The sequence below is a fragment of the Rhodococcus sp. BP-160 genome, assembly GCF_019836205.1.
GTDB lineage: Bacteria > Actinomycetota > Actinomycetes > Mycobacteriales > Mycobacteriaceae > Rhodococcoides.
The window spans coordinates 427,362-453,706 of sequence record NZ_JABUEK010000002.1; the positions used below are offsets into that span (position 1 = coordinate 427,362).

Below are 26,345 nucleotides of genomic sequence, written 5' to 3' on the forward strand. Positions count from 1 at the left end.
GCGTCTGCCGGCTAGAGCCGAACCGGGTACGTGGGTTCGGCGATGGCCGGCACGATGCGCTTCTCGACGAAGATGCCGTGCCACACCATGAAGATGAGCACGGTCCACAACCGGCGGCTGTGATCGCTGCGTCCCTCGCGGTGGTCGTTCAGCATGCGGGTGATCGCGGCCTTGTCGAGCAGGTGATCGGTCTGGGAATCGGCGATCTGCTGGTGCGCCCAGTCGAAGAGCTCGGTGCCCCGCAGCCAATGCCGAAGCGGCACAGGGAAACCCAGCTTCGCGCGGTTGAGCACATGATCGGGCACGATGCCGTCGAGTGCCTTGCGTAGCGCGTACTTCGTCGTCGACTTCGTGATCTTCTGCTCCAGCGGCAACTGCTCCGCCACCCGGAACACCTCGTTGTCGAGGAACGGCACGCGCAACTCCAACGAGTTGGCCATCGTGATCTTGTCGGCCTTCACCAGGATGTCGCCGCGCAGCCACGTGAACAGGTCCAGATGCTGCATCCGCGCCACCGGGTCCCAGCCGGCGGACTGGGCGTAGATCGGCGCCGTCACGTCCTGGTGGGTCCACTCGGGCCGGAACTCGCGCAACACCGACCGCAACTGCGCATCGTTGAAGCTGCGCGCATTGCCGTAGTAGCGCTCCTCCAGGCTCATCGACCCGCGGTGCAGGAGACTCTTGCCGCGGGTGCCCTCCGGGATGCGCTCACTCAGTCGACCGGCGGCGCGTCGCAGGGAGGGTGGCAGCTTCTCGAACGGTGCGAGCGACAACGGCTCCCGGTAGATGGTGTAGCCGCCGAACAGCTCGTCCGCACCCTCGCCCGACAGCACCACCTTGACGTGCTTCCGTGCTTCCTTGGCGACGAAGTAGAGCGGCACCAGCGCCGGGTCCGCCACCGGATCGTCGAGATACCAGACGATCTCGGGGATCGCCGCGGCGAACTCCTCGGGCCCGACGACCTTGATGACGTGCTTGGCGCCGATCGCGGCGGCCGACTCGGCCGCGACGTCCACCTCGGAGTAGCCCTCACGCTCGAAACCGGTGGTGAAGGTGACCAGATCCGGGTTGTGCCGCATGGCGAGCGCGGCGATCGCCGTGGAGTCGATGCCGCCGGACAGGAACGAGCCGACGGTGACGTCGGCACGCATGTGCTTGGCGACGGAGTCCTCGAGCGCCTCGGCGATCTCGCGGTAGCGCGCCGCCTCGGTGCCCGACGGGACGGGACGCACCGGGAACGTCGGCCGGAAGTAGCGAGTGACGGTCGGCTCGGAGCCGGGAGTCAGGCGAGCGGTGCAGCCGGACTCCAGGCGACGAATGCCCGCGTGGAGCGTCTCGGGTTCCGGCACGTACTGCAGCACCGTGTAGTGCTCCAGGGCGCGGGGGTCGAGCTCGTCGGACACGCCCAACGACTCGAGGAGTTCGAGAATGCTCTTCTTCTCGCTCGCGAACGCGGTGCCCGCGGCGCCCGTCGAGTAGAACAGCGGCTTGATGCCGAACGGGTCACGCGCGAGGAACAGTTCCCGTTTCTCGGTGTCCCACAGCGCGAAGGCGAACATGCCCCGCAGGCGTCGAACGGCGTCGTCGCCCCAGAAGTGGAACGCGGCGAGAATGGCCTCGCCGTCACCCTCGGTGGCGAACGTCGCGCCGTGCTCGCGTGCCAACGTCTCGCGCAGTTCGAGGTAGTTGTAGATCTCGCCGTTGAACACCAGCGCGTAGCGCTCCGGACTCTCCGCGGGGCCCCAGCGGAGCGGCTGGTGCGAGTGCTCGATGTCGATGATCGAGAGCCGGTTGAAGCCCAGCGCCAGATCGTCGTCGTGCCACGTTCCCGGCTCGTCCGGCCCGCGGTGTCGCATGCAGTGCGACGCGTGGCCGACGGCATCGACGACATCTTCCGCGGATGCGTTCGACGTCAGCAGTCCCAGCAGTCCACACACGGTCGGTACGCCTCGTTTCGTTCGGGTGTCGGCCCGGTAGCGGGCCTGGTCACAGGCGTCGCCGGGACCTCGACGGCCCGACGCGCATCGGTCCGAGTATGCCGCAGTGCGGCGGGAACGCCGAAGTGACCGGCCGGGCCCGGTGTCGCCGCCCAACTCGCACCCGACCCGACACGAGAACCGAGCCCGCTTTGGTCTACGCTGCGTAGTACACGAGTACCTCGTGCGTGTGAGCGACTTCGGTGGCTCGTCCGGACGGTTCTCGTACTCTCCATCTGGCAATCAGGAAGGCGTGATCGTGGCGCAGCGTGGTGGTGGATCCGGTCGTCGGACGACACGACGAGTCGGATTGGTGGCCTCTCTTGCAGTGGCCGCCGTGGTGCTGTCGGGCTGCGGCATCGACAATTCCGTACTTCGATTCGGATGGCCGTCGGGCGTCACGCCGCAGGCCGAGCGGATGCGCGAGCTGTGGACGTGGTCCGTCATCGCGGCGCTCATCATGGGCGTCATCGTGTGGGGCCTGACCTTCTGGACGGTGGCGTTCCACCGCAAGAAGAAGGACTCGCCGGAGTTCCCGCGCCAGACCGCGTACAACGTCCCGCTCGAGCTGTTCTACACGGCCGTGCCGTTCGTCATCATCGCCGTCCTCTTCTACTTCACGGTCGTCGTGCAGAACTACGTCCAGGAGAAGCAGGACAACCCCGACGTGGTCGTCGACGTCACCGCGTTCCAGTGGAACTGGAAGTTCGGCTACCGCACCGTCGACCTCAAGGACGGGCAGCCGCTGTACGACGGCACCGACCAGGAGCGCGAGCAGGCAGCAGAGGAGGCCGGCACCCCCGAGGGTGAGGAGCCGGGCCCCCTGTTCGGCCGCGAGAAGTCCGACCAGTCCTACCTGCACTACAACGAGGTCGAGACCGTCGGCTCCAGCTCCGAGGTCCCGATCCTCGTGCTGCCCACGGGCAAGCGCATCGAGTTCGAGATCGCGTCCTCCGACGTCATCCACTCGTTCTGGGTTCCCGAGTTCCTGTTCAAGCGCGACGTCATGCCGAACCCGGACGAGAACAACTCCGACAACGTGTTCCAGATCAGCGAGATCGAGCGTGAGGGTGCCTTCGTCGGGCGCTGCGCCGAGATGTGCGGCACGTACCACGCGATGATGAACTTCGAGGTTCGCGCGGTCAGCCCCGAGGCCTTCGAGAACTACATGGCGGCGCGTCGCGACGGCCAGACCAACGCTCAGGCGCTGGAGTCCATCGGCGAAGAGCCTCGCGCGACCTCCACCTCGCCGTTCAACACCGACCGCACCGTCAAGGCTGCGACCGTGGCAGAAGGAAACTGACATCTCATGAAGATCGAAGCGAAACTCTTCGAGATCCTGACCGGGTTCTTCATCCTCGTCGGAATCCTCTACGGCGTGTTCACCGGCTTCTCGCGGACCGGCATCGAGTGGGCCGGCCTCACCGCCATCGCCCTCTCGGCGGGCCTGACGCTGATCGTCGGAACGTACTTCCGGTTCGTCGCTCGTCGACTGGACACCCGTCCCGAGGACTACGACGACGCGGAGATCGCCGACGGTTCCGGCGACCTGGGCTTCTTCAGCCCCGGTAGCTTCTGGCCCATCATCCTCGCCGGATGCGCCGCCTTCATGGCCCTGGCATTCGCGTTCTACGAGCCCTGGATGCTCGCGGTCGGCGCCCTCGCCATCATCGCCGCCGCAGCCGGACTGGTCTTCGAGTACCACGTGGGACCCGAGAAGCACTGACACGGCTCCACCCCGAACGCCCCCGGCCTGTGGTCGGGGGCGTTCGGCGTCGGTGGGGTGGGATTGCGCCCCTCTGGTGGGCTTCTCGCGCCCCCGGTGTTCCCGCACCCACGCTGCGCCGTCGCACGTCGCCTTGCCGAGCAACACGCATGCGTGACGCGAGGAAGGGTGCGGGAACTGGTGCCCTGCCGGCCGCTCGCGCAATGATGACGACGTGTTCGAGAACTTCGACGAATCGATGATCGAGGTCGAGGCCGCGTCGATCCTCACCCGGCACTGCGGCGCGGGCGATCTCCCCGTGCTGTTGCTGCACGGGCACCCGCGTACGTCGGCGACGTGGCACCGTGTCGCCCCACTGCTGGTCGACGCAGGACATACGGTCGTCTGCCCGGACTTGCGCGGGTACGGCCGCTCGCAGGGCCCGGCGCCGACACCCGACCACTCCGCCCACTCGAAGCGGGCGATGGCCTCGGACATGGTGCAGGTGATGGCCGCACTCGGGCACCGACGCTTCGCCGTGGTCGGTCACGACCGTGGAAGTTACGTGGCCCTGCGCCTGGCCCTGGACCACTCGGGCCTCGTGACCGCGCTGTCCCTGCTCGACTGCATCCCCATCAGCGAGCACCTCGACCGGGCGGACAGTCGATTCGCGACCCGATGGTGGCACTGGTTCTTCTACGCCCAGCCCGACCTCCCCGAGCGCGCCATCACTGCCGATCCCTCTTCGTGGTACCGCGGCGATCCGGCCCTCATGGGAGTGGAGAACCACCGTGAGTGGCTGACGGCGATCCACGATTCCGATGTCGTACGCGCGATGCTCGAGGACTACCGAGCAGGACTCACCGTCGACGCCGACCACGAACGCGCCGACCGAGCGCAGGGGAGGACGGTGGCCGTGCCGGTGCAGGTGCTGTGGTCCACACAGGACGATCTCGAGGAGTTGTACGGCGATCCGTTGACCATCTGGCGTGCGTGGGCGCCGGGCGTCGTCGGGCACGGCATCGATTCGGGACACCACATGGCCGAGCAGGCCCCGCACCACCTCGTCGACGCGCTGCTGCCGTTCCTCGCCTCGGCGGAGCGGTGGGATTCAGTGCAGTAGCCCGCGCTCCACACGGTCCCGTGCACCGGATCTGCTGGGGCGGGGTGTTCGTGTGCAGTGATCCGCGGTGGGCGCGGATCACTGCACACAAGAGTGGTGGGTGGCATCCCGATCCGCCGGCGCGGATCTCGGACTGCGCTGACACCCCGCCTCGCCGAGCGACGACGGGTGCGGGAACGAGCGGTGGGGGAGGGGACAGACGAGAAGAGGCGCCACCCGAGTGGGTGGCGCCTCTTCTACCGTTCAGCGGGTCGCTCAGTGCCCGTTGGACTCCGGTCCGTGACCGTTGCCGTTGGACGAGCCGTTGCCGTTCGAGTGGCCGTTGGACGAGCCGTTGCCGTTCGAGTGCCCGTTGCCGTTCGAGTGCCCGTTGCCCTGCGACAGGATCTTCGCCTGGTAGGTGCGGAGCATGGTGAGCTGATCGTGCTCACCCTCGTGCGACAAACGCTCGTGCAGCCGGTGCTCCTCGTCAGAGTCCGGAGTGAAGATGCTGCCCGAGCCGGGCTTGCCGGCGGAACCGAGCTTGTTCATCTTCTTCGGGATCGCAGCACCCTGGTACTCGAGCGGGATCGGGTGGCCGTGATCGTCGACCGGGCCGAGGGGCTGGTGGATCTCGACGTAGGCGCCGTGGGGCAGACGCTTGATGACACCCGTCTCGATGCCGTGCTCGAGCACCTGGCGATCGCTGCGCTGGAGACCGATGCAGAAGCGGTAGGTCAGCAGGTAGACGATCGGAGGCAGGACCACGAGGCCGATGCGGCCGATCCAGGTCATCGCGTTCAGGGAGATCGAGAACTTGTACGCGATGATGTCGTTGACGCAGCTGAGCGTCAGGACCACGTAGAAGGCGATCGCCATGGCGCCGACCGCGGTACGCACCGGAACGTCGCGGGGACGCTGCAGCAGGTTGTGGTGAGCGTCGTCCTTGGTGAAGCGCTTCTCGATCCAGGGGTACGCGATCATGATCGCGAACACCGCACCCATGATGACGGCGACCCAGAAGACGGCCGGGATCATGTAGTTGCCGATGTAGAGCTCCCACGCGGGCCACAGTCGAGCCAGGCCGTCCGTCCACATCATGTAGAAGTCGGGCTGCGAGCCGGCCGAGACCTGCGACGGGTTGTACGGGCCCAGAGCCCACACCGGGTTGATCTGCAGTACGCCACCCATGACCGCGAGGACACCGAAGGTCATGGCGAAGAAGGCGCCGGACTTGACCGCGAAGACCGGGAGGATGCGGACACCCACCACGTTGGTCTCGGTGCGGCCGGGGCCGGGGAACTGCGTGTGCTTCTGGTACCAGACGAGCGCGAGGTGAGCTGCGATGAGCGCCAGGATGATGGCGGGCAGGAGCAGCACGTGCGCGACGTACAGGCGCGGGATGATCAGCGTGCCGGGGAAGTCACCGTTGAAGATCAGCCAGTGCATCCACGTTCCGATGACCGGGATGGAGATCGTGATGCCCGAGAAGGCGGCGCGCAGGCCGGTACCGGACAGCAGGTCGTCGGGGAGCGAGTAGCCGAAGAAGCCCTCGAACATCGCCAGGATGAGCAGCAGCGAGCCGATGACCCAGTTCGCCTCACGCGGGCGACGGAACGCACCGGTGAAGAAGATGCGCATCATGTGCACGATGATCGAGCAGGCGAACAGCAGAGCTGCCCAGTGGTGGATCTGGCGGATGAACAGACCGCCGCGCACCTCGAAGGACAGGTCCAGCGTGGTGGCGTACGCCTTGGTCATCTCGACACCGCGCAGGGGAGCGTAGGCGCCCTGGTAGGTGGTCTCCGTCATGGAGGGGTCGTAGAAGAGGGTCAAGTACGTACCGGACAGCAGCAGGATGACGAAGCTGTACAGCGCGATCTCGCCCAGCAGGAACGACCAGTGGGTGGGGAAGACCTTGTTGATCTGACGACGCATACCCGCTGAGAGGTGATAGCGGGAGTCGACGTCCTCGGCTTGCTTCGCAGCGAGCGTGGCGATGGATGGACTCATCGTGAACCTTCCGATGACGACGCAGCAGAAGCGCTCTCCTGCTCGTGTACTCCGGCCGGACGTTCCCAGTAGGCGGGTCCGAGCGGCTCGATGAAATCGCCCGCGGCGACGAGGTAGCCCTCGTCGTTGACCGTGATGGGCAGCTGCGGAAGAGCGCGGGCGGCCGGTCCGAAGATCGGCTTGGCGTACTCCAACGCGTCGAATTGCGACTGGTGGCACGGGCACAGGATCCGGTTGGTCTGCTGCTCGTACAACGATGTGGGGCACCCGAGGTGGGTGCAGATCTTCGAGTAGGCGAAGTAGTCGCCGTAGTTGAAGCTCTCCTGGCCCTTCCGCTTGATGGTGCGGTCGGCGTCCTCGGTACGCAGACGGATGAGCATGACCGCGTTGCGGATGCCCTTCAGTGCGTGCGAGAGCTCCTCCTCGTTTCCACGCTCCGACTCACGGAACGGGAAGACGGTCTCCATGGCGCCGGCGTCGAGATCCTCCGGGCGGACCAGAACGATGTCGTCGACGCGTCCGGTGTAGCGACGCAGGTAGACGGTCTCGCCCTCGTAGTTCGGCGTCCAACCCGAGACCCAGAGCGAGGACTCGTCGCCCTCGGCCCACGGGTTCTTGATCAGACCGCCGAGCGGGAGGATCGACATGACGCCGAGCGCGCCGCCGCCGAAGACGAGGCTGCGCTTGATCATCTTGCGTCGACCCAGCGTGGAGGTGTCGAAGGAGTCGCTGAGTTCGGCGACGACCGTCTTCTTGTCCACCTCGCTCGATCCACCGTCGTGGCGGTCCTGGATGGACACCTCTTCGGGGATGAACTTCTTGGTGAACTGCACGGCGCCGACGCCGACACCGATGATCGCGAGACCCATGGTGAGACCGATCAGCGGTGTGTACAGGCTGTACAGCCCATAGCTGTCCTCGCCCATGCCGGCGTACTGCCACGGCCAGAACAGGTAGATGGCAATGAAGGCCACGGCCGACACACCCGCCAGGAAGAACCAGAGGCTGACGCTGCGCTCGGCGCGCTTCTCGGCCTTGGTTCCGGGGACGGGCCAGCGTGCGCGACGGAACGCCACGTCCACGTGATCGAGGTTGGTGCCGAGTGCGACGAGCTCGTCGCGGCTCATGGCGGCCAGTTCCTCGTCCGTGTACTTGCGGTCCGGGTCGAAGCCCTCGGGGAACTTGTTCGGATCGCCGGGCACGCCGTCGTCCTTGCGGTTGTCGTCGCTCATGACCTCACTCCGATCCACAGTGCTGCTGCGACGACCGCTCCGATGCCGACCACCCAGATGGCGATGGCTTCCGTACCGGGGCCGAAGCCGCCGAGTCCGTATCCACCGGGAGGCTGCGTCTCGGAGGAGGACTTGACGTACGCGATGATGTCTTTCTTCTCTTCGGGCGTGAGCTGGCGGTCCGAGAACTTGGGCATGTTCTGCGGGCCGGTGACCATCGCCTGGTAGATCTGCTGCTCGTTCGCCGGGTCGAGTGTGGGTGCGTACTTGCCCGAGGACAGCGCGCCGCCGCGACCGGTGAAGTTGTGGCAGGACGCGCAGTTGAGGCGGAAGAGCTCGCTGCCGCGGGCGATGTCGCCGCCACGGAGGGAGTCCTGCGCGATCTCACCGTTGTCGGTGCGCACCACCGTGGGTCCGCCGCCGTTGGCCTGGATGTAGGCGCCGAGGGCGTCGACCTGCGACTGGTTGTACTTCGGGGGCTTCCGCTCGGCCTGGGCCTCGTTGCGCGCCATCGGCATGCGACCGGAGGAGACCTGGAAGTAGACGGCTGCTTCGCCGACTCCGATGAGGGACGGTCCGCGGTCCTGGACACCCTGGAGGTTGGCGCCGTGGCACGTCACGCAGGACGTGTCGTAGATCTGCTGGCCTTCGCGCACCATGGCCGCGCTGTCTTCCTGCGCGGTGGCGACCTGAGCGTCGGGGGTGAGGGCTGCGGCGAGGAAGCCCGCGCCGACGAGACCCATGAACAGCGCCATGGCGCCACTGACCCGGCGACGGGTACGACGCTTGCGACGCGCCTTGGTCGCCGAGGCGTCCGGCGTACCGGCGGACACGACGGTGCCGTCGTCGTCGGGAGTGGCGGGGGGAGAGGAACTCATCTGTATCCCTTGTCGTGTCGGGACGGCTTGTCGGATGCGACCGATGAGGCTGTCATCGGGTATTCGACGCCTGCTCGGTCAGCGGATGAAGTAGATCGTCGCGAACAGCGCGATCCAGACGATGTCGACGAAGTGCCAGTAGTACGACACGACGATGGCGGCGGTGGCCTGGGCCGGCGTGAACTTGCTGACCAGGGTGCGGGCGATCAGGAAGACGAAGGCGATCAGACCGCCGATCACGTGCAGGCCGTGGAAGCCGGTGGTGATGTAGAAGACGGAGCCGTAGACGCTGCTCGAGATCGAGGTGCCCTCGTGAACGAGGTGGTAGTACTCGTAGCCCTGGCCGGCGACGAAGAACGCGCCCATGGCCAGAGTGATCGTGTACCAGCGGCGCAGTCCGAACACGTCGCCACGCTCGGCGGCGAACACGCCCAGCTGGCAGGTGAAGGACGATGCGATGAGCACCGCGGTCACGGGGACGGCCAGCGTCAGGTTGAGCTCGGTCGGCTCCGGCGGCCACTGGCCGGGAGCGGCCTGAGCCCGCGCGACGAAGTACATCGCGAAGAGGCCGGCAAAGAACATCAACTCGCTGGACAGCCACACGATGGTGCCCACGCTGACCATGTTCGGTCGGTTCAGCGAGTGGACACGCTGGGTGATGGCGGATCCCGAAGTACCTACTGCGCTCGTCACATCGAGAAGTATGACTCGTCGTAGTACGGATGGCATAGCCGGGGCGGTATTGGCGAGTCGAGCATCGTTCGCGCGCGCGTGACACAGAATGCCTCCTCGTGGTCCGGTCGGCCCGTCTTCCTGGACTTTCTGTTCAATAGTACTCGTCTGTGCACGTCGGACCGGGTTCCGTCGACCCCTGCGCCCGTGATGTATCCCGCACGCCGGAGTCTCGACCCGAGCTTCAGACTCGATGCCTCCCGAGCGACTCCGGGACCGGTTCCGGCGGCATCTGGCACTGTCGTGACATGACTTCGGGCTCTGGTCGTGGGCGGACACGGTGGTGGCAGCGGCTGTTCGGCCGGGCGGCTCCGGAGCCCCTCGACCCCACTCGCGCGGACCTCGTCGTGGTCGCGTCGTGCTTCGACGACGTGGAGGCGTGCTCGACGACCCTCGAGCGCGCGGCGCACACGGACCCCCTCTGGTCCGCGGACGACGACGTGGTGTTGCGCCACCACCTGCTCCTCCCCGCCGATCAGATCGCCGACGCGGTGTCGGTGGCGGCGCAGGACGGTTACAGCGAGGCGACCGCAGGTCCCATGGCGCAGACTCCCGGGCATCTGCCCGGCGGTGTCTCCGACGCGACCGTCCTGGTGCTGCAGCGGGTGCAGGTGCTCGACGCGCTGCACTGCTCGCAGGAACGGTCACGGATGGCGGGGTTGGCCCAACGGCGCGACGGGGTGGTACTGGGCTGGGACGCCCTCCAACCGGCTGCCGAGGACGCATCGCCGGAGCACTAGGCTTCCCGCTCATGAGCGCTGGGGATGGCACGCGTACATGGGCACAGGTCCTCGGGGCCCTGGCATCACGCCAGGACCTGACGGGTGCCGACACGGCGTGGGCGATGGACGAGATCATGTCGGACAACGCCACCGCGGCCCAGATCGCTGCCTTCGGTGTCGCCCTCAAGATGAAGGGCCCCACGTCGGACGAACTGCGCGGACTGGCCGACTCGATGCTCGGCCACGCCAAGCGCGTGCCCGTGGACGACGACGTCGTCGACATCGTCGGTACGGGCGGCGATCGGTCCCACACGGTGAACATCTCGACGATGGCGTCGGTGGTGGTGGCGGCCGCGGGAATCCGGGTGGTCAAGCACGGCAACCGGGCCGCCTCGTCCAAGAGCGGTGGAGCCGACGTGTTGGAAGCGCTGGGCGTGCGTATCGACCAGGGGCCGGAGCGGGTCGCGGCGAGTGTCGCCGAGCTGGGCATCGGGTTCTGCTTCGCGCCCGTGTTCCACCCGGCGCTGCGCTTCGCCGCGGCGCCTCGCAAGGAGATCGGCATCCCCACGGCCTTCAACGTCCTCGGGCCGCTGACGAACCCTGCGAGTCCGCGCGCCGGTCTGGTGGGATGCGCGTTCGACGATCTGATCGACGTCGTCGCGGGCGTGTTCGCGGCGCGCGGCAACTCCGTCCTCGTGGTGCGCGGCGACGACGGGCTGGACGAGATCACGACGTCGACGACCACGTCGGTGCGCGTCGTCCGGAACGGTGTCGTCGACCACGCGGTGCTCGATCCGCGCGATCTCGGCATCGAGCGAGTGCCGCTCGACGCTCTTCGCGGCGGCGACGCCGAGGACAACGCGGCGGCGGCGCGGCGCGTGTTCGCCGGTGAGACGGGTCCGGTGCGGGACGCGGTGCTGCTCAATGCAGCAGGTGCCATCGCGGCGTTCCGCGGCGTCGACGGTTCGCTCGAGGACGCGATGGCCGGTGCGTTGACCACGGCAGCCGCCGCGGTGGACGACGGAGCCGCTCAGACCCTGCTGACGCGGTGGGCGGCGTTCACGTCGGCCTGAGTCACTCGCCGATGGAGAAGCCCGCGTCGACGTCGGCGCTCGAGTAGGACTTGAACGCGATGTGCGTGTCTGTCCGCACCACGCCGGTGACGCGGTTGACGCGCTCGGTGATCACCTCGGCGATCTCCTCGTGCGTACGCACCTTGACCACGGCGATCAGGTCGACGTCGCCGGCGCACGAGTACACCTCGGACACACCCGGTACGTCGGCGACGGCACGCGCGGTCTCCGGAATGGAGTGCACCTCGGCGTGGATCAGAACGATGGCGGTGATCATGGTGAACCTTCCGAACGGTCGTGAGAGGGCGAACTGCGGGTCAGCCTAGTTCTCGGCCGTGCGGTCATCCCCAGGCCATCGTGCGTTCCTTCTCGCGGCGTCCGACGTCGCGCACGGCGGCGCACCACTGTGCCCATCGCCCCGCTCCGTGCGCCGGTTCGCACCATCCGTCCGTGGTGTCGACGATGCGGACGCCACCCGACTCGAGCCACCGCGCGATCAGCGCCACCTCCTCCGGCGTGGCACCGCGTAGGGGAGTGGCGTCCGGCACGACGGTCTCCGCACCGGCGACGAGTGCTTCCACCACGGGCATGGGCGCGACGCCGCGGCGGGAACGACCGGCACTGGCGAGACGTCCGTGCCGGACGACGACGAACTCCCACCCGCCGTCGTCGGCGCGGCGCGCGGCGATCAGCTGCTCGATGGCCGCGAGTGCCTGCAGCCGCTGCACCGACCGCAGGGCCGTCAACAGGGTGGCCGCGCGGTCGCGCAGGCGGGCCGCGGACTCGAAGAGCAGATCCTCGGACAGTGCGTCGATCCGGGCGGCGACGGCATCGAGCACCGCTGCGTCGGCACCCTCGGTGAGAGCACGGAAGGCGACGGGCGCGTCGGCGTACTCTTCGGGAGTGAGCGGGCTCGCCGTCGCCGCCGTGCATCCACCGACGGCCTCGGTGGAACAGTCGTGCACCGCCGAGGCGGCGATGCGGTGGGTGCAGGAGCGCAGCCGGGTGTGCTCGGCGACGAGAGCGGCGGCCTCGGCGGCCGCCCCGCGAACGGAGAACGGTCCGAGCGCGCCGGGCGCCGGTGTCCGGACGATGGAGATGCGCGGGAACGCCTCGCTCGTCAGGGTCAGCCACCAGCCCTTGCGGGGGTACTTCGATCGACGGTTGTACGGGGGCGTGTGCGCACTGATGAGCCTCAGTTCGCGCACGCCCGCCTCGATGGCATGGCTGCACTCGACGTGGTCGACCCGGGTCGCGAGGGCGACCATCTCCTTCATGCGTCCGCGGGTCTCGGATCCCGTGAAGTAGTTCCGGACGCGGCGGTGGAGGTTGCGCGAGGTGCCGACGTAGAGCACCTCGTCGGACGGTCCGCGGAAGAGATAGACACCGGGGGCGTGCGGAAGGCCCGCCGCGAGCGTGCGTTTGGCGCGGTGCGCCGAGGACACCGTCGGCAGGTAGTCGACGAGTTCGGCGTAGCTGTGGACGCCCTGGTTGCCCACCCGTTCGATCAGCCCGTGCAGCACGTCGACCGTGGCCCGTGCGTCGTCGAGAGCCCGGTGGGTGGGCCTGGTGGACACCTGGAAGAGGGTGGCGAGCGAGGACAGCTTGACCGAGGGCGCCTCGTCACGGGTGAGCACCCGCCGGGCGAGCGTGACGGTGCACAGCACCCGGAACGACGGCCACGCCAGATCCATTCGCGTCGCCGCCGCGCGGAGGAACGCGGTGTCGAAGCGCGCGTTGTGCGCCACCAGCACGCTGCCGCGGGCGAACTCGACGAAGGTGGGAAGGACCCGCTCGATACGAGGGGCGTCGAGAAGCATCGCACCGGTGATGCCCGTCAACGCGACGATGGCGGGCGGAATGGACCGGCCCGGGTCCACGAGCGTCGCCATCTCACCGATCACCCGGCCGCCGCGAACCTTGACGGCACCGATCTCGGTGATCGCGTCCTCGCCCGGTCGGCCTCCGGTGGTCTCGAGGTCCACCACCACGAAGGTCGTGTCCCGCAACGACTGGTCCAGTTCGTCGAATGCGAGCTGCACACCGCGTGCATGCCCCGACACCACAGTCGCCCCATCAGTCACGTGCGTCACCGTAGGTGGTCCCACCGACAGGAACCCGGTCCGTCCACGACGAGCACGCCGTGTCGGTGCACGTCGTTAGCGTCCGTTTCCGAGGCGTGATCGAGCGTCGGATCGGGTGTGATCCGGGCTGAACATCACGGCGAGAGACCGTGAACCACAATGAGACGGAGATCACATGATTGTCGATTGCGGCGAGTGCACCGTGCGCGGAGACGCGTGTTCGGACTGTGTCGTCTCGGTGTTGCTGGGGGTGCCGGGCATGCCCGCGGCGTCGGCCGGCGGCCCGCGTGACACCCCCTTCGCCACGCGCCGAATGCGTCTCGAGCAGGACGAACAGGAGGCGATGGCCGTTCTGGCGGAAAGCGGGTTGGTGCCCCGGTTGCGGTTGGTAGGCAGAGAAATTCCCTCACCGCAGGAGACCGGCCACGACCGACCCGCTGCGGGGCCGGAGCACGCCGCGGGGTGAGTCGGACCGTGATCGTTTCGCGACACGAGTCGGCTGGGCTCGACATCGGGGATGCCGTTTCGTAATCTTTCCGAGACATTGCGGAGTCGAGCAGAGCCACCAGGGACTGCGCCGCAAGGTCACCGCCTAATCGGCCACCTCTTCCGGGTGGTCGTACCGGGAACCCACCGTTACACCGGGGTGAATCCCGTCGCAGTCGCACCAGCGGCTCGTCGGGTAGGGCTGATCTTCCCAGCCCGAACCCGTCAGCTAACTCGGTCGGCGGATATCAGGAAGAAACGGAGCACATCTTTTCGTGGCGAAACACCGCAAACCCAGCACTGCCTCGCGGCCGGTCCGCAACGTTCTCGTCGCCGGCGCGCTCACCGCAGGCGCTGTCGCCATCCCCGCCGCCCCCGCCTTCGCGGCACCGGTGGAGATCCCCGGTATCGGCACCTTCGAGGTCCCGGACCAGATCCTGAGCCAGCTTCCCCCCATGCCGCAGGTCCCCGCGCTTCCCGGCCCGGCCGCACCGCAGTCCAGCGCCGCGCAGGTCGCCGTGCAGGCAGCCGAGAGCAAGGTCGGCGCACCGTACGTCTACGGAGCCGCAGGCCCCAGTGCGTTCGACTGCTCCGGTCTCATGAAGTGGGCGTACCAGCAGGCCGGTATCGAGCTTCCCCGCACGAGCTACGACCAGGCCGCGGCCGGCGTGCCCGTCTCGCAGGCGGATCTGAAGCCCGGCGACGTCGTGTCCTTCTACGGCGGCTCGCACTCCGGCATGTACGTGGGCAACGGCAACGTCGTCCACGCGTCCACCGAGAGCCAGCCCGTCAAGATCGCTCCGCTGTCGTCGATGCCCTTCGACGGCGCACGTCGCTACGCCTGACGCAGCGACACCTTCGCTCGACACCCTGACGCCGCACGAAACCGATCGCCCGGTCGGTTCTGTGCGGCGTCAGTCGGTGAATCCGCCGTTTTCGACGGGTTCTCGGGCTTCGTGGACAGAATCATCGTTCGCGTCGTAATCTTTCCGTGACGTCCTCGGCCATCATCCGCGCCGCCGAGCGACCCGGACTCGTCCAGATCGGAGAACCGTTCATCGTGCCGTCATCGGTCCACCCCCGCGTTCGTCCCACTTCTCGTACGAGACTGCGTGGACTGGTGATCGCGAGTGCGATGACAGCGGCGATCGCCGTCCTCCCCGCCGGTCCCGCCGGCGCCGACCCGGTTCCCGGCGCGTCCGCCTCCGAGGCGGTCACGAAGCTCACCGATCTCTCGCGCGAGTCCGAGCAGACCACCGAGGCGATGCACAACGCCCAGATCGAGCTCGACGCGAAGCTCGCCGCCCAGCAGGAGGCGGACGCTCGACACGACGCCGACCGTGCCGCCCTCGACGCGGCCACGGCGCAGATCGACACGGTGCGGCCCGCCGTCGACAAGATCGCCCGTGCCAACTACCAGGGCGCTCGGACGAACCGGCTCTTCGCGGTCATGGTCAGTGATTCCCCGCAGCAGTTGCTCGACCAGATGTCCGCTCTCGACATCATCTCCACCGACGCGGCCGCCACCGTCGGCACCTTCCGGGAGGCCAGCGACGCCGCAGCGGCAGCCGAGGCGGCGTCACAGCAGTCCGCCGACGCGGCCCGGGTGGCCACGGAGCAGGCGAAGGCTGTCAGCGACGACCTGCAGGGCAAGCAGAGCCGTCTGCAGAGCGAGATAGCCGATGTCGTCGCCGCGTTCGGTTCGCTGTCCGACACGGAGAAGCAGGGGCTGGCCGGCGCCGCGTTCCCGCCGGGCTTCGATCCCTCCGCCATCCTCGGCGCCCTCCCGCCGGGATCGCAGGCCGGAGCACTGTCGGCCGCGTTCACGCAGATCGGCAAGCCGTACGTGTGGGGTGCGACCGGCCCGGACGGGTACGACTGCTCGGGCCTCGTGGTGTGGGCCTACAAGCAGATCGGTAAGACTCTCCCGCGGTCGAGTCAGGCGCAGGGCGCCGGCGGCACCCCCGTCGACAAGGCGAACCTCCAGCCCGGCGACGTGGTCCTGTTCTATCCCGACGCATCGCACGTGGGTCTCTACGCCGGTAACGGCAACGTGGTCCATGCATCGACCTTCGGTGTTCCCGTTCGTGTCGAGTCGATGGCATCGTGGCCCTTCTACGGCGCTCGCCGCTACTGACGGTCCGCGCCCTGGCGGCGCTGGGCCTGGTTCTCTCCCTTCTGGTGGCGTGTTCGCCGTCGGCACCCGACGAGCAGACGCCCACGACGACTGCGGGCCCGGACGCCCGCACCGTCGGTGTCACGGCACTGCTCGACTCATGGACGGCCGCACTCCGCTCCGACGACGAGGCCGCGCTGCGCGAGTTGATCGACTCCGACGCTGACCCGGGATTCGCTGATCGCGAGATCGCCCGCGCGCAGGCGCTGCGCGGTCTGCCGCTGTCCGACTTCGGCTACGAGATCACTCCGGGTCCGGAGACTCCGGTGCCGGTCGATCGGGCGGATGCACTCGCGGCCACCGAGGTGTGGGCGCCGAACGTCGCACTGCGCTACGCCTGGGCCGACGCCGACATCGGTTCCACGAGTCGCGACATCGCACTCGTCGTCGCTCGTCGGGGCGACACGTGGCGTCTGGTCTCCGATGCCGACCTGCCGCAGTACGGGCGCACCACGTGGCGTGGCCCGTGGGACTTCGGGCCGGTGGTCACGGAGCGAGTCGCCACCGGGTCGACCACGTCGCTCGTCGTGGGTCACGAGGCGCAGCGCGCCTTCATCGACGACCTCGCGGCGGAGCTGCCCTCCGCGGTGGCGGCCGTGACCGAGTTCGCCGGGCTCGGATGGTCTCGCCGCGCGGTCCTGACGGTCACCGGTTCCGATGCCGAGTTCATCAGCGCGGCAGACGGATTCACGTCCACCGATGTCGCGGCCTCGACGATCGCGGATCCGGTCCGCGGGGGCCTGGTCACCGGCCAGCGCATCGTCTTCGGCCCGACTGCGCCGGACCGGCTCACCGACTCGACCCGCCGCACCGTGCTGCGCCACGAGCTCACCCACGTGGCCATGCGCGCGGTCACCGGGGAGGACGCGCCCCTGTGGATGCTCGAGGGTTTCGCCGACTACTCGGGCTATCGAGGCTCGGGACTGTCCTTCGACGAGATCGCGCCCACCCTCGCGGCCGTGGTCCGCGCGGCGGGACCGCCCAGGGTCCTCCCGGAGGACTCGGACTTCGCCGCGGGTGGCAGTCGCGGATCGATCGCGTACGAGTCCGCCTGGTCGGTGGCCTCGTTCGTCGCCGACCGGTTCGGGGAGCCGGTGCTCCGGCAGCTGTACGACCGTTTCGCGGCCGGACCGACCGATCCCACCGTGACCGACTCGGTCTTCTCGGCCACGCTGGGCTTCGGCACCGTCGACTTCCTCGCGCAGTGGGGGCAGTGGGTGGCGGAACAGGCCGCCGGGCAGAGCTGACGGCGGTCTCCGTCTACGGTGGTCCCATGCGTCGAACGCTGCTGGTGACCAATGACTTTCCTCCGCGGCGCGGCGGCATCCAGTCGTATCTGCACACCTTCGCCCAGCTGTTGCCCGCGGACGAACTGGTGGTCTACGCACCGCGGTGGCGTGGCGACTCCCACGTGCGGTTCGACGCGGAGCAGCCCTTCGAGGTGGTGCGGCACCCGACGACGTTGATGCTTCCGACACCGGCCGTTGCCCGTCGAGCGGCCAGGCTGGTGGCCGACCGACAGTGCGACACGGTGTGGTTCGGGGCCGCTGCTCCGCTCGCCGTGCTCGGACCGCACCTGCGCCGTGCCGGAGCCGAGCGCGTCGTGGCCTCCACCCACGGTCACGAGGTGGGCTGGTCGATGCTGCCGGCGGCGCGGCAGGTGCTCGGTCGTATCGGCTCGACGGCGGACGTCGTCACCTTCGTCAGCCGTTACACGCGGGGCCGATTCGCCGCGGCCTTCGGGGCGGACGCGGCCCTCGAACACGTGCCGCCGGGGGTCGACTCGACCGTGTTCGCGCCCGACACGTCGGCACGGGAGACACTGCGCGCGCGCTACGGCCTGGGTGATCGGCCGACCGTCCTGTGCCTGTCGCGGTTGGTGCCGCGCAAGGGGCAGGACATGCTGATCCGGGCGCTACCGGGGATTCGCGCGGAGATCGACGGGGCCGTGTTGGTCGTCGTCGGCGGCGGTCCGTACGGCGACACCCTGCGGGCTCTGGCGCAGTCGTGCGGGGTGGCGGATCACGTCGTGTTCACGGGGTCGGTGCCGGCCGAGGAACTGGCGGCACACCACACCCTCGCCGACGTGTTCGCCATGCCGTGTCGCACCCGCGGTGCCGGTCTGGACGTCGAGGGCCTGGGCATCGTGTTCCTCGAGGCGTCCGCGTCCGGCGTGCCGGTGGTCGCGGGCCGGTCGGGTGGAGCGCCGGAGACCGTCGTCGAGGGCGTCACCGGCACAACCGTCGACGGCACCTCGGTCGACGACGTCCGGCGCGCCGTCGTGGACGTGCTGTCCGATCGTGACCGCGCCGCGGCGATGGGGGCCGCGGGACGCGGGTTCGTCTCCACCGAGTGGCGGTGGGACGACCTCGCCGCCCGACTGGCTCACTTGCTGTAGATGGCCTCGATGTCGCTCGCGTAGGACTTCTGGACCACGGCGCGCTTGAGCTTCATCGTCGGGGTCAGCTCGCCGCCCTCTTCGGTGAAGTCCGCCGGCAGGATCCGGTACTTCTTGATGGACTCCGCGTGCGAGACCGTCTTGTTGGCTTCGGCCACGGCAGCGTCGATCTCCGCGACGAGGTCGGGATCCTTCGTCAGGTCGGCGACGGTGGCGCCCTCGTCTTTGCCGTTGCGCTGCTTCCAGCCGGGGAACGCGTCGGGGTCGATGGTGATGAGCGCGCCGATGAACGGCTTCTGGTCACCGACGACCATGGCCTGACCGATGAGCGCACTGGCCCGCAGCGAGTCCTCGAGGCCGGCGGGTGAGACGTTCTTGCCACCCGCCGTCACGATGATCTCCTTCTTGCGCCCGGTGATGGCGATGAAGCCGTCCTCGTCCACGGCGCCGAGATCGCCGGTGTGGAACCACCCGTCGGTCAGCGCCTCGGCGGTGGCGTCGTCGTTCTTCCAGTAGCCCTCGAAGACCACGCCGCCCTTGAGCAGGATCTCGCCGTCGTCGGCGATGCGGACGGCGTTGCCCGGCAACGGCTTTCCTACGGTGCCGATGCGCTGTTCGTCCGGCGTGTTCACCGCTGCCGCGGCGGTGGTCTCGGTCAGGCCGTAACCCTCGTAGATGGTCACACCGATGCCGCGGTAGAAGTGCGCGAGGCGCTCACCCAGCGGGGCGCCGCCCGAGATGGCGAGTTCGCACTGCCCACCGAGCGCTGCGCGAAGCTTGCCGTAGACCAGACGGTCGAACAGAGCGTGCTTGGCGCGCAGCACGATCGACGGGCCACCGGTGTCCCGCGCCGCGCTGTAGGCGACGGCGGTGTCGGCGGCCGCGTCGAAGATCTTGCCCTTGCCGTCGCCGTGAGCCTTCTGACGCGCGGTGTTGTAGACCTTCTCGAACACGCGCGGGACGCTGAGGATGAAGTGCGGTCGGAACGAGCCGAAGTTGTCGACGAGGTGCGGGATGTCGTGGGTGTGCCCGAGTGTCGCGCCCTGGTCGAAGGCGGCGATGGACACCGCACGTGCCAGCACGTGGGCCATCGGCAGGAACATCAGGGTGGTGCGTCCCTCGGTGAGCATGCGGCCGATGGAACTGGCGGCGATACCGCGGGACTCGGCGATCAGGTTGGAGTGCGTGAGCACGCAGCCCTTCGGCCGTCCCGTGGTGCCGGAGGTGAAGACGAGCGTCGCCGGGTCCGAGGAGCGCAGCGCCGCGACGCGGTCGGCCACCGTCGCGTCGGTGATCTGGGCACCGGCGTCGGTGAGGACGTCGATGGCGCCGGGCCGCTCGGCGGAGGCGTCGATCTGCAGTACCGTCGCGACACCCGGCAGCACGGGAAGGATGTCGGTGAGGATGTTCGTGTGGGCCACCGTCTCGGCGATCATCGCGGCGGCGCCCGAGTTCTCGAGGATCCACCGCACCTGGTCCGACGACGACGTCTCGTACACCGGAACGGTGACGGCGCCGGCGGACCAGATCGCGTAGTCGAGCAGGGGCCACTCGTAGCGGGTCGACGACATGAGGGCGACCCGGTCGCCCTGCTTGACGCCGGATGCGATGAGCCCCTTGGCCACTGCGCGAACCTGGGCCGCGAAGTCCGCTGCGCGGACGTCCGACCACCCGTCGCGGGTGGCGCGGCGGTACACCACGACGTCGGGCCGAGTCTTCTCGTGCGCGAACACGGCGTCGACCACCGACGCGTCGTCCTCGATGGTGAATGGTGCCGGGACGGTGAACTCGCGCACGGATTCCTCCGATGTCGTAGCGGTTTCGGACGAGGCTTCACAGTAATCCTGTCCATTCCCCGGATGTCACCGGCACGTGCTCGTCGACCGAGGTCGTCGACGCCGTCGACGAGGGCACGTGGGATTCTGGTCCGCATGAGCAGTGTGCAGGTCGCCGACCAGACGTTCGTCGCGGCGCGGGCCGAGGACGTCGCGGCGCTCGTGTCGGACACCCGTCGATGGCGGGCCTGGTTCCCGGGTCTCACCGTCACGGTCCAGGAGGACCGGGCCGAGAAGGGTGTCCGATGGGTCGTCGCGGGACAGCTCCGGGGAACCATGGAGGTGTGGCTCGAGCCGATGCTCGACGGCGTCGTACTCCACTACTTCCTGCACGCGGAGCCGACCGACGGAGTGCAGGAACCGTCCACCCACCGCCGACGAGTACTGGGCAAGCAGATGTCGTTCGAGATCAAGGCGCTCCTCGAGGCCGGGCGGGCGGCGGGAGAACCGCCGGTCCCGGGGCTTCGGTCCTGACTCGCGGGTACTCGCGGCGACAGGAACCGACCCCGCCGTTCGGGCGGTGCCACCGGACGGTCGATCATGTGGGTACACGGACGCCGATCAGGTGACGGCACGCGGCGCGGAGGGAACGAGTTCCATGGCAGACAAGACCACGAAATCGATCGTCGTCGGAGCGGCGCCGGACGAGGTGATGGCGGTCATCGCCGATTTCCCCAGGTATCCGGAATGGGTCACCGCGGCCAAGTCGGTCGAGATCCTCGAGGAGGGGGAGTCCGGCCGGGCTCGCCGGGTCCGGTTCGTGCTCGACGCGGGCATGGTCAAGGACACCTACGAGCTCGAGTACGACTGGCGGCCGGACGGCACCGCGGTGTCGTGGACGCTCGTCGCGGGGGAGATGCAGAAGTCCCAGGTCGGGTCCTATGTGCTCACCGAGAAAGGTGCCGGAAGCACCGAGGTGACCTACGAACTGACGGTCGATCTCGCCATTCCCATGATCGGCTTGTTCAAGCGCAAGGCGGAGAAGGTCATCACCGACACCGCGTTGAAGGAATTGAAGAAGCGAGTCGAAGGCTGAGCGATCGCGTTCCCGAGACCGCCGCGCGGATCACGTTCGTCGTCGGAGCCGGCGGTGCGGGCAAGTCCACCGTCGCCGCGGCCCTGGCCGTCGACGCACACCGCGCCGGTCGGCGTGTGCTTCTCGCGTCCGTCGACGGCGCGGATCCGTCGGACCTGGTGCCCGACGTCGCCGTCGAGGTGCTGCGCATCGACCCCTCGGCCGTTCTCGAATCGCAGTACCGCCTGCTGACCACGGCTCTGGCGATGGCCGGACGCCACGACCACGGCGCCGGTCCGACGCTGCCGGATCCCGAGGAGCTGACGTCGCTGCCGGGCGCCGAGCCGCTCACCGCGCTGCTCGAGGTGGTGCGCGTCGCCGACAGCGGCGAGTGGGACGACGTGATCGTCGACTGCCCCGGACCGATGTCCTGGCGGGAGATCGTCGCGACCCCCGGAGCTGTCGCGGGGTACGTCGAACGCATCTGGCCACGTCATGCCCGCGTCGTGGCCTCGACGGGCCAGGACGTCCGCGCGGCCGTCCTGGTGGAGCTCGTCGATCGTGTCGTGGCGGCGGCGACGTCGGTCACCGCCGTGCTCGAGGACGACGGACGGACCTCTGCCGTCGTAGTCTCGCGTCCGACTGCGCGGTCCTTCGCAACGGCGCGAGAGCTGGTGGCCGTCACCAGTTTCCACGGCGTCCGCGTCGATCGTGTGGTGGCCGTGGGGGTGATCCCGGACCTCGGGGCCGGGGCGCCGTCGTCCGTGCTGGGCACGCATCCCGGCGTGTTCTGGATGGACCGGGCGCACGCGGAGCATCGCGCGGCGCTGGCGGAGTTCCGCGGCGCGGTGGGCGACCTCCGCGTCGACGTCGTGTCGGCCCAGCCCACCGAGCCGGTAGGGTCGACTGCTCTGGGGGCCGTCGCGGCCGACCTGAACGGGCAGGTGGCGGCCGGACACGGCGGCGCGCTGCCCGCGCTGTCGCCGCGGGTGCGGCACGAGTCCGGGCAGGGCCTGGACTCGGTGTACGTGATGGACGTCCCGCTGCCGTTCGTCGACACGGACTCGGTGGCGGTGGGTCGGGTGGAGGACGACGTGATCGTGAGTGCGCAGGGCAGTCGACGACGACTGCGGTTGGCGTCGGTGCTGCGTCGGTGCGTGGTCACCGGTGCCGGCGTCGACGACGGCGTGCTGTCCGTGACCTTCGCCCCCGACCCGGCGCTGTGGCCGGAGAACCTGCAGAAGACGGACGTACCGGGGGAGTCCGGCGATGGATGAGGGCCGGCGGGACCTGGCGGCCGAGCTCCGGGTGCTGGCCGAGTTGCTCATCGACCGGGTCGAGCCGGTGCTGCGCCGCCTCGACACCGAGGACGCGCCCGAGTGGCAGGGCTGCTCCTGGTGCCCGTTCTGCGCTCTCGCCGCCGCCCTGCGCGGGGAACGCCACGATCTGCTGACGCTGGTCACCGGTGAGATGGACGGTCTGATCGACGTGCTCCGGGACTTCCTGCAGACCCACGGTTCGGGGCGACACACGCCCGGCGCCGCGGAACGAGCCGACGCGCCGGAGGGCGCTGCGCCACCCGTCGTTCGCCCCGCGAGCTACCAGCCGATTACGGTGACCAGGACGCGTGAACCCGACCCGGCACGCAGACCCGATCGCGACCGGTGACACCGGTCGCCCGCCACCACGTGAGGATGCCGCAGACGTGAGCGCCCAGTCCCGGTCCAGCCGGCCTCTGACCATCGGCATCGACGTGGGCGGCACCAGCATCCGCGCGTCGGTGGTCGACGTCGACGGCCAGGTGCTCGACTCCACCCAGGCGCCCACGCCGCAGTCCTCCCGCGCACTCGAGAACGGCATCGACCGGGCCGTGCGTGAACTCGCGAGCCGCCACGACATCGCGGCCGTCGGTCTCGCCGTCGCCGGGTTCATCAACTCCGACCGCACCGTCGTGCGTTTCGCCCCCCACCTGCCGTGGGTGAACCGCCCGGTCGCGCGAGAGATGACGGAACGCCTCGGCATCCCGGTCATCCTCGAGCACGACGCCAACGCCGCCGCGTGGGCGGAACACCGCTTCGGTGCGGCCGCGGGCGGTGGGAACGTCGTCATGATCGCGATCGGCACCGGCATCGGCGCCGCACTCCTCATCGACGGCAAGCTCTACCGCGGCAGCTACGGCATCGCGCCGGAACTCGGCCACCTGCAGGTGGTTCCCGACGGGCGTCAGTGCGCGTGCGGCAAGCGCGGCTGCTGGGAGCGCTACTGCAGCGGTACCGCATTGGTGGACACGGCGATCGAGCTCCTCGCCGCCAACCCGCGGGGATCGACGGTGCTCGCGCGTGAGGCCTTCCTCGATCCCGGATCCCTCACCGGTCGACGCATCGCCAACGCCGCGCAGGACGGTGACCTGGTGGCCATCGAGACGATGTCCGAGTTCGCACGGTGGCTCGGCATCGGACTGGCGCTGGTGTCGGACGTCTACGACCCCGACCGGATGGTCATCGCCGGCGGCGTCGCCACGTCGTCCGCGCTGTTCCTGGACACCGCCCGTGAGCACTACGCCGCGCAGATCACGGGCGCCGGCCACCGGCCCCTCGCCCGGATACGCGGAACCCAGTTGGGGGAGGCCGCGGGCATGATCGGCGCGGCCGAGCTGGCGCGCGTCGAGGTGGGCGCGGCACGCGCCTGACCGGTTCGGCGGAGGGATTCGTGTCCGGCCGATGGCCGGGTGATGACGGCGGTGTGAGATGTGTCCGAGCTGACGCTCGAACTGTGGCTGGTGTCATAAAGCCCCGGTACAGTTACGCCCACGAGATGTCCGAGCGGGCCGCGGGCATCGCGGTGCGGGTCGCGGGTACTTCGAGAAAGGCATGTCGGGCATGTGGTACTGGATATTCAAGTACGTCCTTCTCGGGCCGGTGTTGCAGGTGATGGGCCGTCCTCGCGTGGAGGGCCTGGAGAACATCCCCGACGACGGGCCGGTGATTCTCGCCAGCAACCACCAGGCGGTGTTCGATTCGTTCTACGCATGCCTGGTCGTGCCGCGTCGCATCACGTTCCTCGCGAAGAGCGAGTACTTCACCGGCAAGGGCCTCAAGGGCCGCTTCCAGAAGTGGTTCTTCTCGTCGGCGGGACAGGTCCCGATCGATCGCACCGGTGCCTCCGCCGCGCAGGACGCGCTCGACGCGGGACTGCGCGTGCTGGCGAAGAACAAGGTGCTGGGTATCTACCCGGAGGGCACGCGCTCGCCGGACGATCGGCTCTACAAGGGCAAGACGGGTATGGCGCGTCTGGCTCTCGAGAGCGGCGTCCCGGTGATTCCGGTCGCGATGATCGGCACCGCGAAGATGAATCCCATCGGCTCGCGGATTCCGCGCCCCACCAAGCTCGGCGTGAAGTTCGGTAAGCCGCTGGACTTCTCGCGGTACGAGGGCATGGCCGGCAACCGGTTCGTCGAGCGCGCCGTCACCGACGAGGTGATGTACGAGCTCATGAAGCTCAGTGGTCAGCAGTACGTCGACGTGTACGCGGCGAGCATGAAGAAGACGCCCGCCCCCGTGGTGGATCCGGCTCCGTCGACCGAGGCCGCGCGCATCCCCGACACCCGCGCGGGCTGAGTCAGACCGCCTCGGCGGTCACCCCGGGGCGTTCGGGACTGCGTCGATCGCGCAGCGGCACCGCCGCCACCGCGATCACGAACACCAGTCCCCACCACACGTAGGACGAGGCCTGGATCTGGTCCCACAGGGGCCAGCCCAGGCCGTTCCAGCGTCCGGGCGCGAGGCGCCAGTGCGACGGATAGTGCAGCAGCACTGCGCCGATCACGGCGAGGGCCACCAGTGCGGGGGCGCGCCGCGTCACGCCGACGTGCACCAGGACCATCAGCATCGGCACCGTCCACACCCAGTGATGCGACCACGACACCGGTGAGACCAGCAGGCCCAGAGCGGCATTGACGCACAGGGCCAGCAGGTACTCGTGTGCCGCCAGAGCGCGTCGCATCGCGACGAGGGCCACCAGCCCCACGACGGCGCTGCACACCATCCAGACGATCGTCCGCGGGCCGTCCGCGAGACCCAGCCGCGCGAGCATCCCGGTGAGGGACTGGTTCGAGATGTACCCCGGCCCGCCGATGCGGTCCGAGTCGAGCAGCACCTCGGTCCAGTACTGCACCGAGTCGCGGAACGTCGCGACGAATCCGAGTGCCGTGAACCCGAGGAACGACAGGCCGGTGACCACGGCCGCCCGGTACTGCTTGCGCAGCAGGAAGTAGAGGACGAACACCGCCGGCGTGAGCTTGATGGCCGTGACGAAGCCGATGAGCAGACCGCGCGGCCACGGGGTGCGCTTCAGCAGGACGTCGAGAACGACGAGGCACATCAACACGACGTTGATCTGCCCGTAGTCGAGGGTGGACCACACCGGTTCGAGCGCGAACGCGATCGCGGTGATGCCGCCCGTGACCCACGCCGTCGTCCCGGCCGACAGGTGCACCAGAGAGCGCAGGCACACCGCCACCGTGACGGCGAGCAGGATCATCGTCATCGCCGTCATGATCAACGAGGCCGCCGGCAGCGGGAGGACCGCCATCGGCGCGAAGGACACCGCGGCCATCGGGGGATAGGTGAACGGCAGCGGGATGTTCACCGAGGTGCGCGGCAGGACTCCGTAGAGATTCACGCCGTCGAGCAGAGCGCGGCCACCGATGCGGTACACGTCGAGGTCGAGCCGGTAGATCGCACCCCACTCCCGCAGCGGGGGCAGACCGACCACGTTGAACGCGATGCCCGCCACGAGCCCGACGCACACCGCGACCTTCGCGATCACGGCGACCGGTCGGGGCAGCGACGCCCCCGGCCCGGTGTAGGGAGGGGCGGACGGCAGAGTCCACGTCATGGTCGGGGTGGATCCTTTCGGT

General features: G+C 68.8%; 25 protein-coding genes and 1 riboswitch. Of the genes, 16 read left to right on the forward strand and 9 right to left on the reverse strand.

The genetic code is table 11. The features are described from left to right. Positions 1 to 11: 11 nt before the first annotated feature. Positions 12 to 1,937: an asparagine synthase (glutamine-hydrolyzing) gene (asnB, locus tag HQ306_RS08455; RefSeq protein ID WP_027505811.1), complete on the reverse strand. Its 1,926-nt coding sequence runs from the start codon at positions 1,935 to 1,937 to the stop codon at positions 12 to 14. Between the two features lie 295 nt (positions 1,938 to 2,232). On the opposite strand from asnB, the gene HQ306_RS08460 reads away from it, so the two are divergent. The 3 genes from HQ306_RS08460 to HQ306_RS08470 all read left to right on the forward strand — a co-directional run bounded on the left by HQ306_RS08460 (position 2,233) and on the right by HQ306_RS08470 (position 4,804). Next, positions 2,233 to 3,279 carry a cytochrome c oxidase subunit II gene (locus HQ306_RS08460; RefSeq protein WP_371831725.1) on the forward strand — a complete coding sequence of 349 codons (1,047 nt, stop codon included), beginning with the start codon at positions 2,233 to 2,235 and terminating at the stop codon, positions 3,277 to 3,279. A gap of 6 nt (positions 3,280 to 3,285) precedes the next feature. Continuing rightward, positions 3,286 to 3,702, forward strand: coding sequence for a cytochrome c oxidase subunit 4 (locus tag HQ306_RS08465; protein WP_027505813.1), 417 nt, complete (start codon positions 3,286 to 3,288; stop codon positions 3,700 to 3,702). A gap of 214 nt (positions 3,703 to 3,916) precedes the next feature. After that, positions 3,917 to 4,804 (forward strand): alpha/beta fold hydrolase, encoded by an 888-nt coding sequence (locus HQ306_RS08470; protein WP_222630530.1) that lies wholly within the window; start codon positions 3,917 to 3,919, stop codon positions 4,802 to 4,804. Between the two features lie 255 nt (positions 4,805 to 5,059). On the opposite strand, the gene HQ306_RS08475 is transcribed toward HQ306_RS08470, so the two are convergent. From HQ306_RS08475 to HQ306_RS08490, 4 genes are all read right to left on the reverse strand, one after another. Next, a complete protein-coding gene (locus tag HQ306_RS08475) occupies positions 5,060 to 6,796 on the reverse strand; it encodes a cytochrome bc complex cytochrome b subunit (RefSeq protein WP_037185718.1) in 1,737 nt (578 codons plus the stop codon). Then, entirely contained in the window at positions 6,793 to 8,028 is a 1,236-nt protein-coding gene (locus HQ306_RS08480; protein ID WP_081821261.1) for a ubiquinol-cytochrome c reductase iron-sulfur subunit, read from the reverse strand. Before HQ306_RS08480 ends, HQ306_RS08475 begins: the two co-directional genes overlap by 4 nt. After that, a complete protein-coding gene (locus HQ306_RS08485; protein ID WP_056446281.1) occupies positions 8,025 to 8,906 on the reverse strand; it encodes a c-type cytochrome in 882 nt (293 codons plus the stop codon). Before HQ306_RS08485 ends, HQ306_RS08480 begins: the two co-directional genes overlap by 4 nt. A gap of 78 nt (positions 8,907 to 8,984) precedes the next feature. Further along, entirely contained in the window at positions 8,985 to 9,599 is a 615-nt protein-coding gene (locus HQ306_RS08490) for a heme-copper oxidase subunit III (RefSeq protein ID WP_027505815.1), read from the reverse strand. A gap of 287 nt (positions 9,600 to 9,886) precedes the next feature. On the opposite strand from HQ306_RS08490, the gene HQ306_RS08495 reads away from it, so the two are divergent. Next, a complete protein-coding gene (locus HQ306_RS08495) occupies positions 9,887 to 10,378 on the forward strand; it encodes a hypothetical protein (protein ID WP_222630532.1) in 492 nt (163 codons plus the stop codon). Between the two features lie 11 nt (positions 10,379 to 10,389). After that, entirely contained in the window at positions 10,390 to 11,433 is a 1,044-nt protein-coding gene (gene trpD / locus HQ306_RS08500) for an anthranilate phosphoribosyltransferase (RefSeq protein ID WP_222630534.1), read from the forward strand. 1 nt (position 11,434) lies between these two features. Here the strand turns inward: trpD and HQ306_RS08505 are convergent, their stop codons facing one another. Both HQ306_RS08505 and HQ306_RS08510 read right to left on the reverse strand, forming a co-directional pair. Next, positions 11,435 to 11,710 carry an Lrp/AsnC family transcriptional regulator gene (locus HQ306_RS08505; RefSeq protein WP_027505818.1) on the reverse strand — a complete coding sequence of 92 codons (276 nt, stop codon included), beginning with the start codon at positions 11,708 to 11,710 and terminating at the stop codon, positions 11,435 to 11,437. 64 nt (positions 11,711 to 11,774) lie between these two features. Continuing rightward, positions 11,775 to 13,517 (reverse strand): DEDD exonuclease domain-containing protein, encoded by a 1,743-nt coding sequence (locus HQ306_RS08510; protein WP_231476318.1) that lies wholly within the window; start codon positions 13,515 to 13,517, stop codon positions 11,775 to 11,777. Positions 13,518 to 13,692: 175 nt separating this feature from the next. On the opposite strand from HQ306_RS08510, the gene HQ306_RS08515 reads away from it, so the two are divergent. From HQ306_RS08515 to HQ306_RS08535, 5 genes are all read left to right on the forward strand, one after another. Continuing rightward, complete coding sequence (locus HQ306_RS08515) at positions 13,693 to 13,983, forward strand: hypothetical protein (protein WP_261769350.1); 291 nt, start codon at positions 13,693 to 13,695, stop codon at positions 13,981 to 13,983. A 113-nt stretch (positions 13,984 to 14,096) separates the two neighbouring features. Further along, positions 14,097 to 14,262, forward strand: a riboswitch (cyclic di-AMP (ydaO/yuaA leader). Positions 14,263 to 14,278: 16 nt separating this feature from the next. Then, complete coding sequence (locus HQ306_RS08520) at positions 14,279 to 14,848, forward strand: C40 family peptidase (RefSeq protein ID WP_027505820.1); 570 nt, start codon at positions 14,279 to 14,281, stop codon at positions 14,846 to 14,848. 290 nt (positions 14,849 to 15,138) lie between these two features. Further along, on the forward strand, positions 15,139 to 16,140 hold the full coding sequence (locus HQ306_RS08525) for a C40 family peptidase (protein ID WP_222631415.1): 1,002 nt from the start codon (positions 15,139 to 15,141) through the stop codon (positions 16,138 to 16,140). After that, the gene (locus tag HQ306_RS08530; RefSeq protein ID WP_235578979.1) at positions 16,110 to 17,426 is read left to right on the forward strand and encodes a hypothetical protein; all 1,317 of its coding nucleotides are present in this window, start codon (positions 16,110 to 16,112) and stop codon (positions 17,424 to 17,426) included. Before HQ306_RS08525 ends, HQ306_RS08530 begins: the two co-directional genes overlap by 31 nt. A 26-nt stretch (positions 17,427 to 17,452) precedes the next feature. Next, entirely contained in the window at positions 17,453 to 18,577 is a 1,125-nt protein-coding gene (locus HQ306_RS08535) for a glycosyltransferase family 4 protein (protein ID WP_222630536.1), read from the forward strand. Here HQ306_RS08535 and HQ306_RS08540 read toward each other — a convergent pair. Next, positions 18,565 to 20,373 carry a long-chain fatty acid--CoA ligase gene (locus HQ306_RS08540; RefSeq protein WP_027505824.1) on the reverse strand — a complete coding sequence of 603 codons (1,809 nt, stop codon included), beginning with the start codon at positions 20,371 to 20,373 and terminating at the stop codon, positions 18,565 to 18,567. The two genes, HQ306_RS08535 and HQ306_RS08540, sit on opposite strands and share 13 nt — an antisense overlap. A gap of 135 nt (positions 20,374 to 20,508) precedes the next feature. Between HQ306_RS08540 and HQ306_RS08545 the strand changes: the two genes are divergently transcribed. From HQ306_RS08545 to HQ306_RS08565, 6 genes are all read left to right on the forward strand, one after another. Then, positions 20,509 to 20,886, forward strand: coding sequence for a polyketide cyclase / dehydrase and lipid transport (locus HQ306_RS08545; protein ID WP_222630538.1), 378 nt, complete (start codon positions 20,509 to 20,511; stop codon positions 20,884 to 20,886). A 124-nt stretch (positions 20,887 to 21,010) separates the two neighbouring features. After that, positions 21,011 to 21,448: an SRPBCC family protein gene (locus tag HQ306_RS22155; protein WP_027505826.1), complete on the forward strand. Its 438-nt coding sequence runs from the start codon at positions 21,011 to 21,013 to the stop codon at positions 21,446 to 21,448. A 29-nt stretch (positions 21,449 to 21,477) separates the two neighbouring features. Next, positions 21,478 to 22,704: an ArsA-related P-loop ATPase gene (locus HQ306_RS08550; protein ID WP_308116147.1), complete on the forward strand. Its 1,227-nt coding sequence runs from the start codon at positions 21,478 to 21,480 to the stop codon at positions 22,702 to 22,704. Continuing rightward, positions 22,697 to 23,095 carry a hypothetical protein gene (locus tag HQ306_RS08555; RefSeq protein ID WP_222630548.1) on the forward strand — a complete coding sequence of 133 codons (399 nt, stop codon included), beginning with the start codon at positions 22,697 to 22,699 and terminating at the stop codon, positions 23,093 to 23,095. Before HQ306_RS08550 ends, HQ306_RS08555 begins: the two co-directional genes overlap by 8 nt. Positions 23,096 to 23,132: 37 nt before the next feature. Further along, entirely contained in the window at positions 23,133 to 24,116 is a 984-nt protein-coding gene (locus tag HQ306_RS08560) for an ROK family protein (protein WP_027505827.1), read from the forward strand. A gap of 190 nt (positions 24,117 to 24,306) precedes the next feature. Next, positions 24,307 to 25,044, forward strand: coding sequence for a 1-acyl-sn-glycerol-3-phosphate acyltransferase (locus HQ306_RS08565; protein WP_027505828.1), 738 nt, complete (start codon positions 24,307 to 24,309; stop codon positions 25,042 to 25,044). 1 nt (position 25,045) lies between these two features. Here the strand turns inward: HQ306_RS08565 and HQ306_RS08570 are convergent, their stop codons facing one another. Continuing rightward, positions 25,046 to 26,323, reverse strand: coding sequence for a glycosyltransferase 87 family protein (locus tag HQ306_RS08570; protein WP_222630563.1), 1,278 nt, complete (start codon positions 26,321 to 26,323; stop codon positions 25,046 to 25,048). Positions 26,324 to 26,345: the final 22 nt, after the last annotated feature.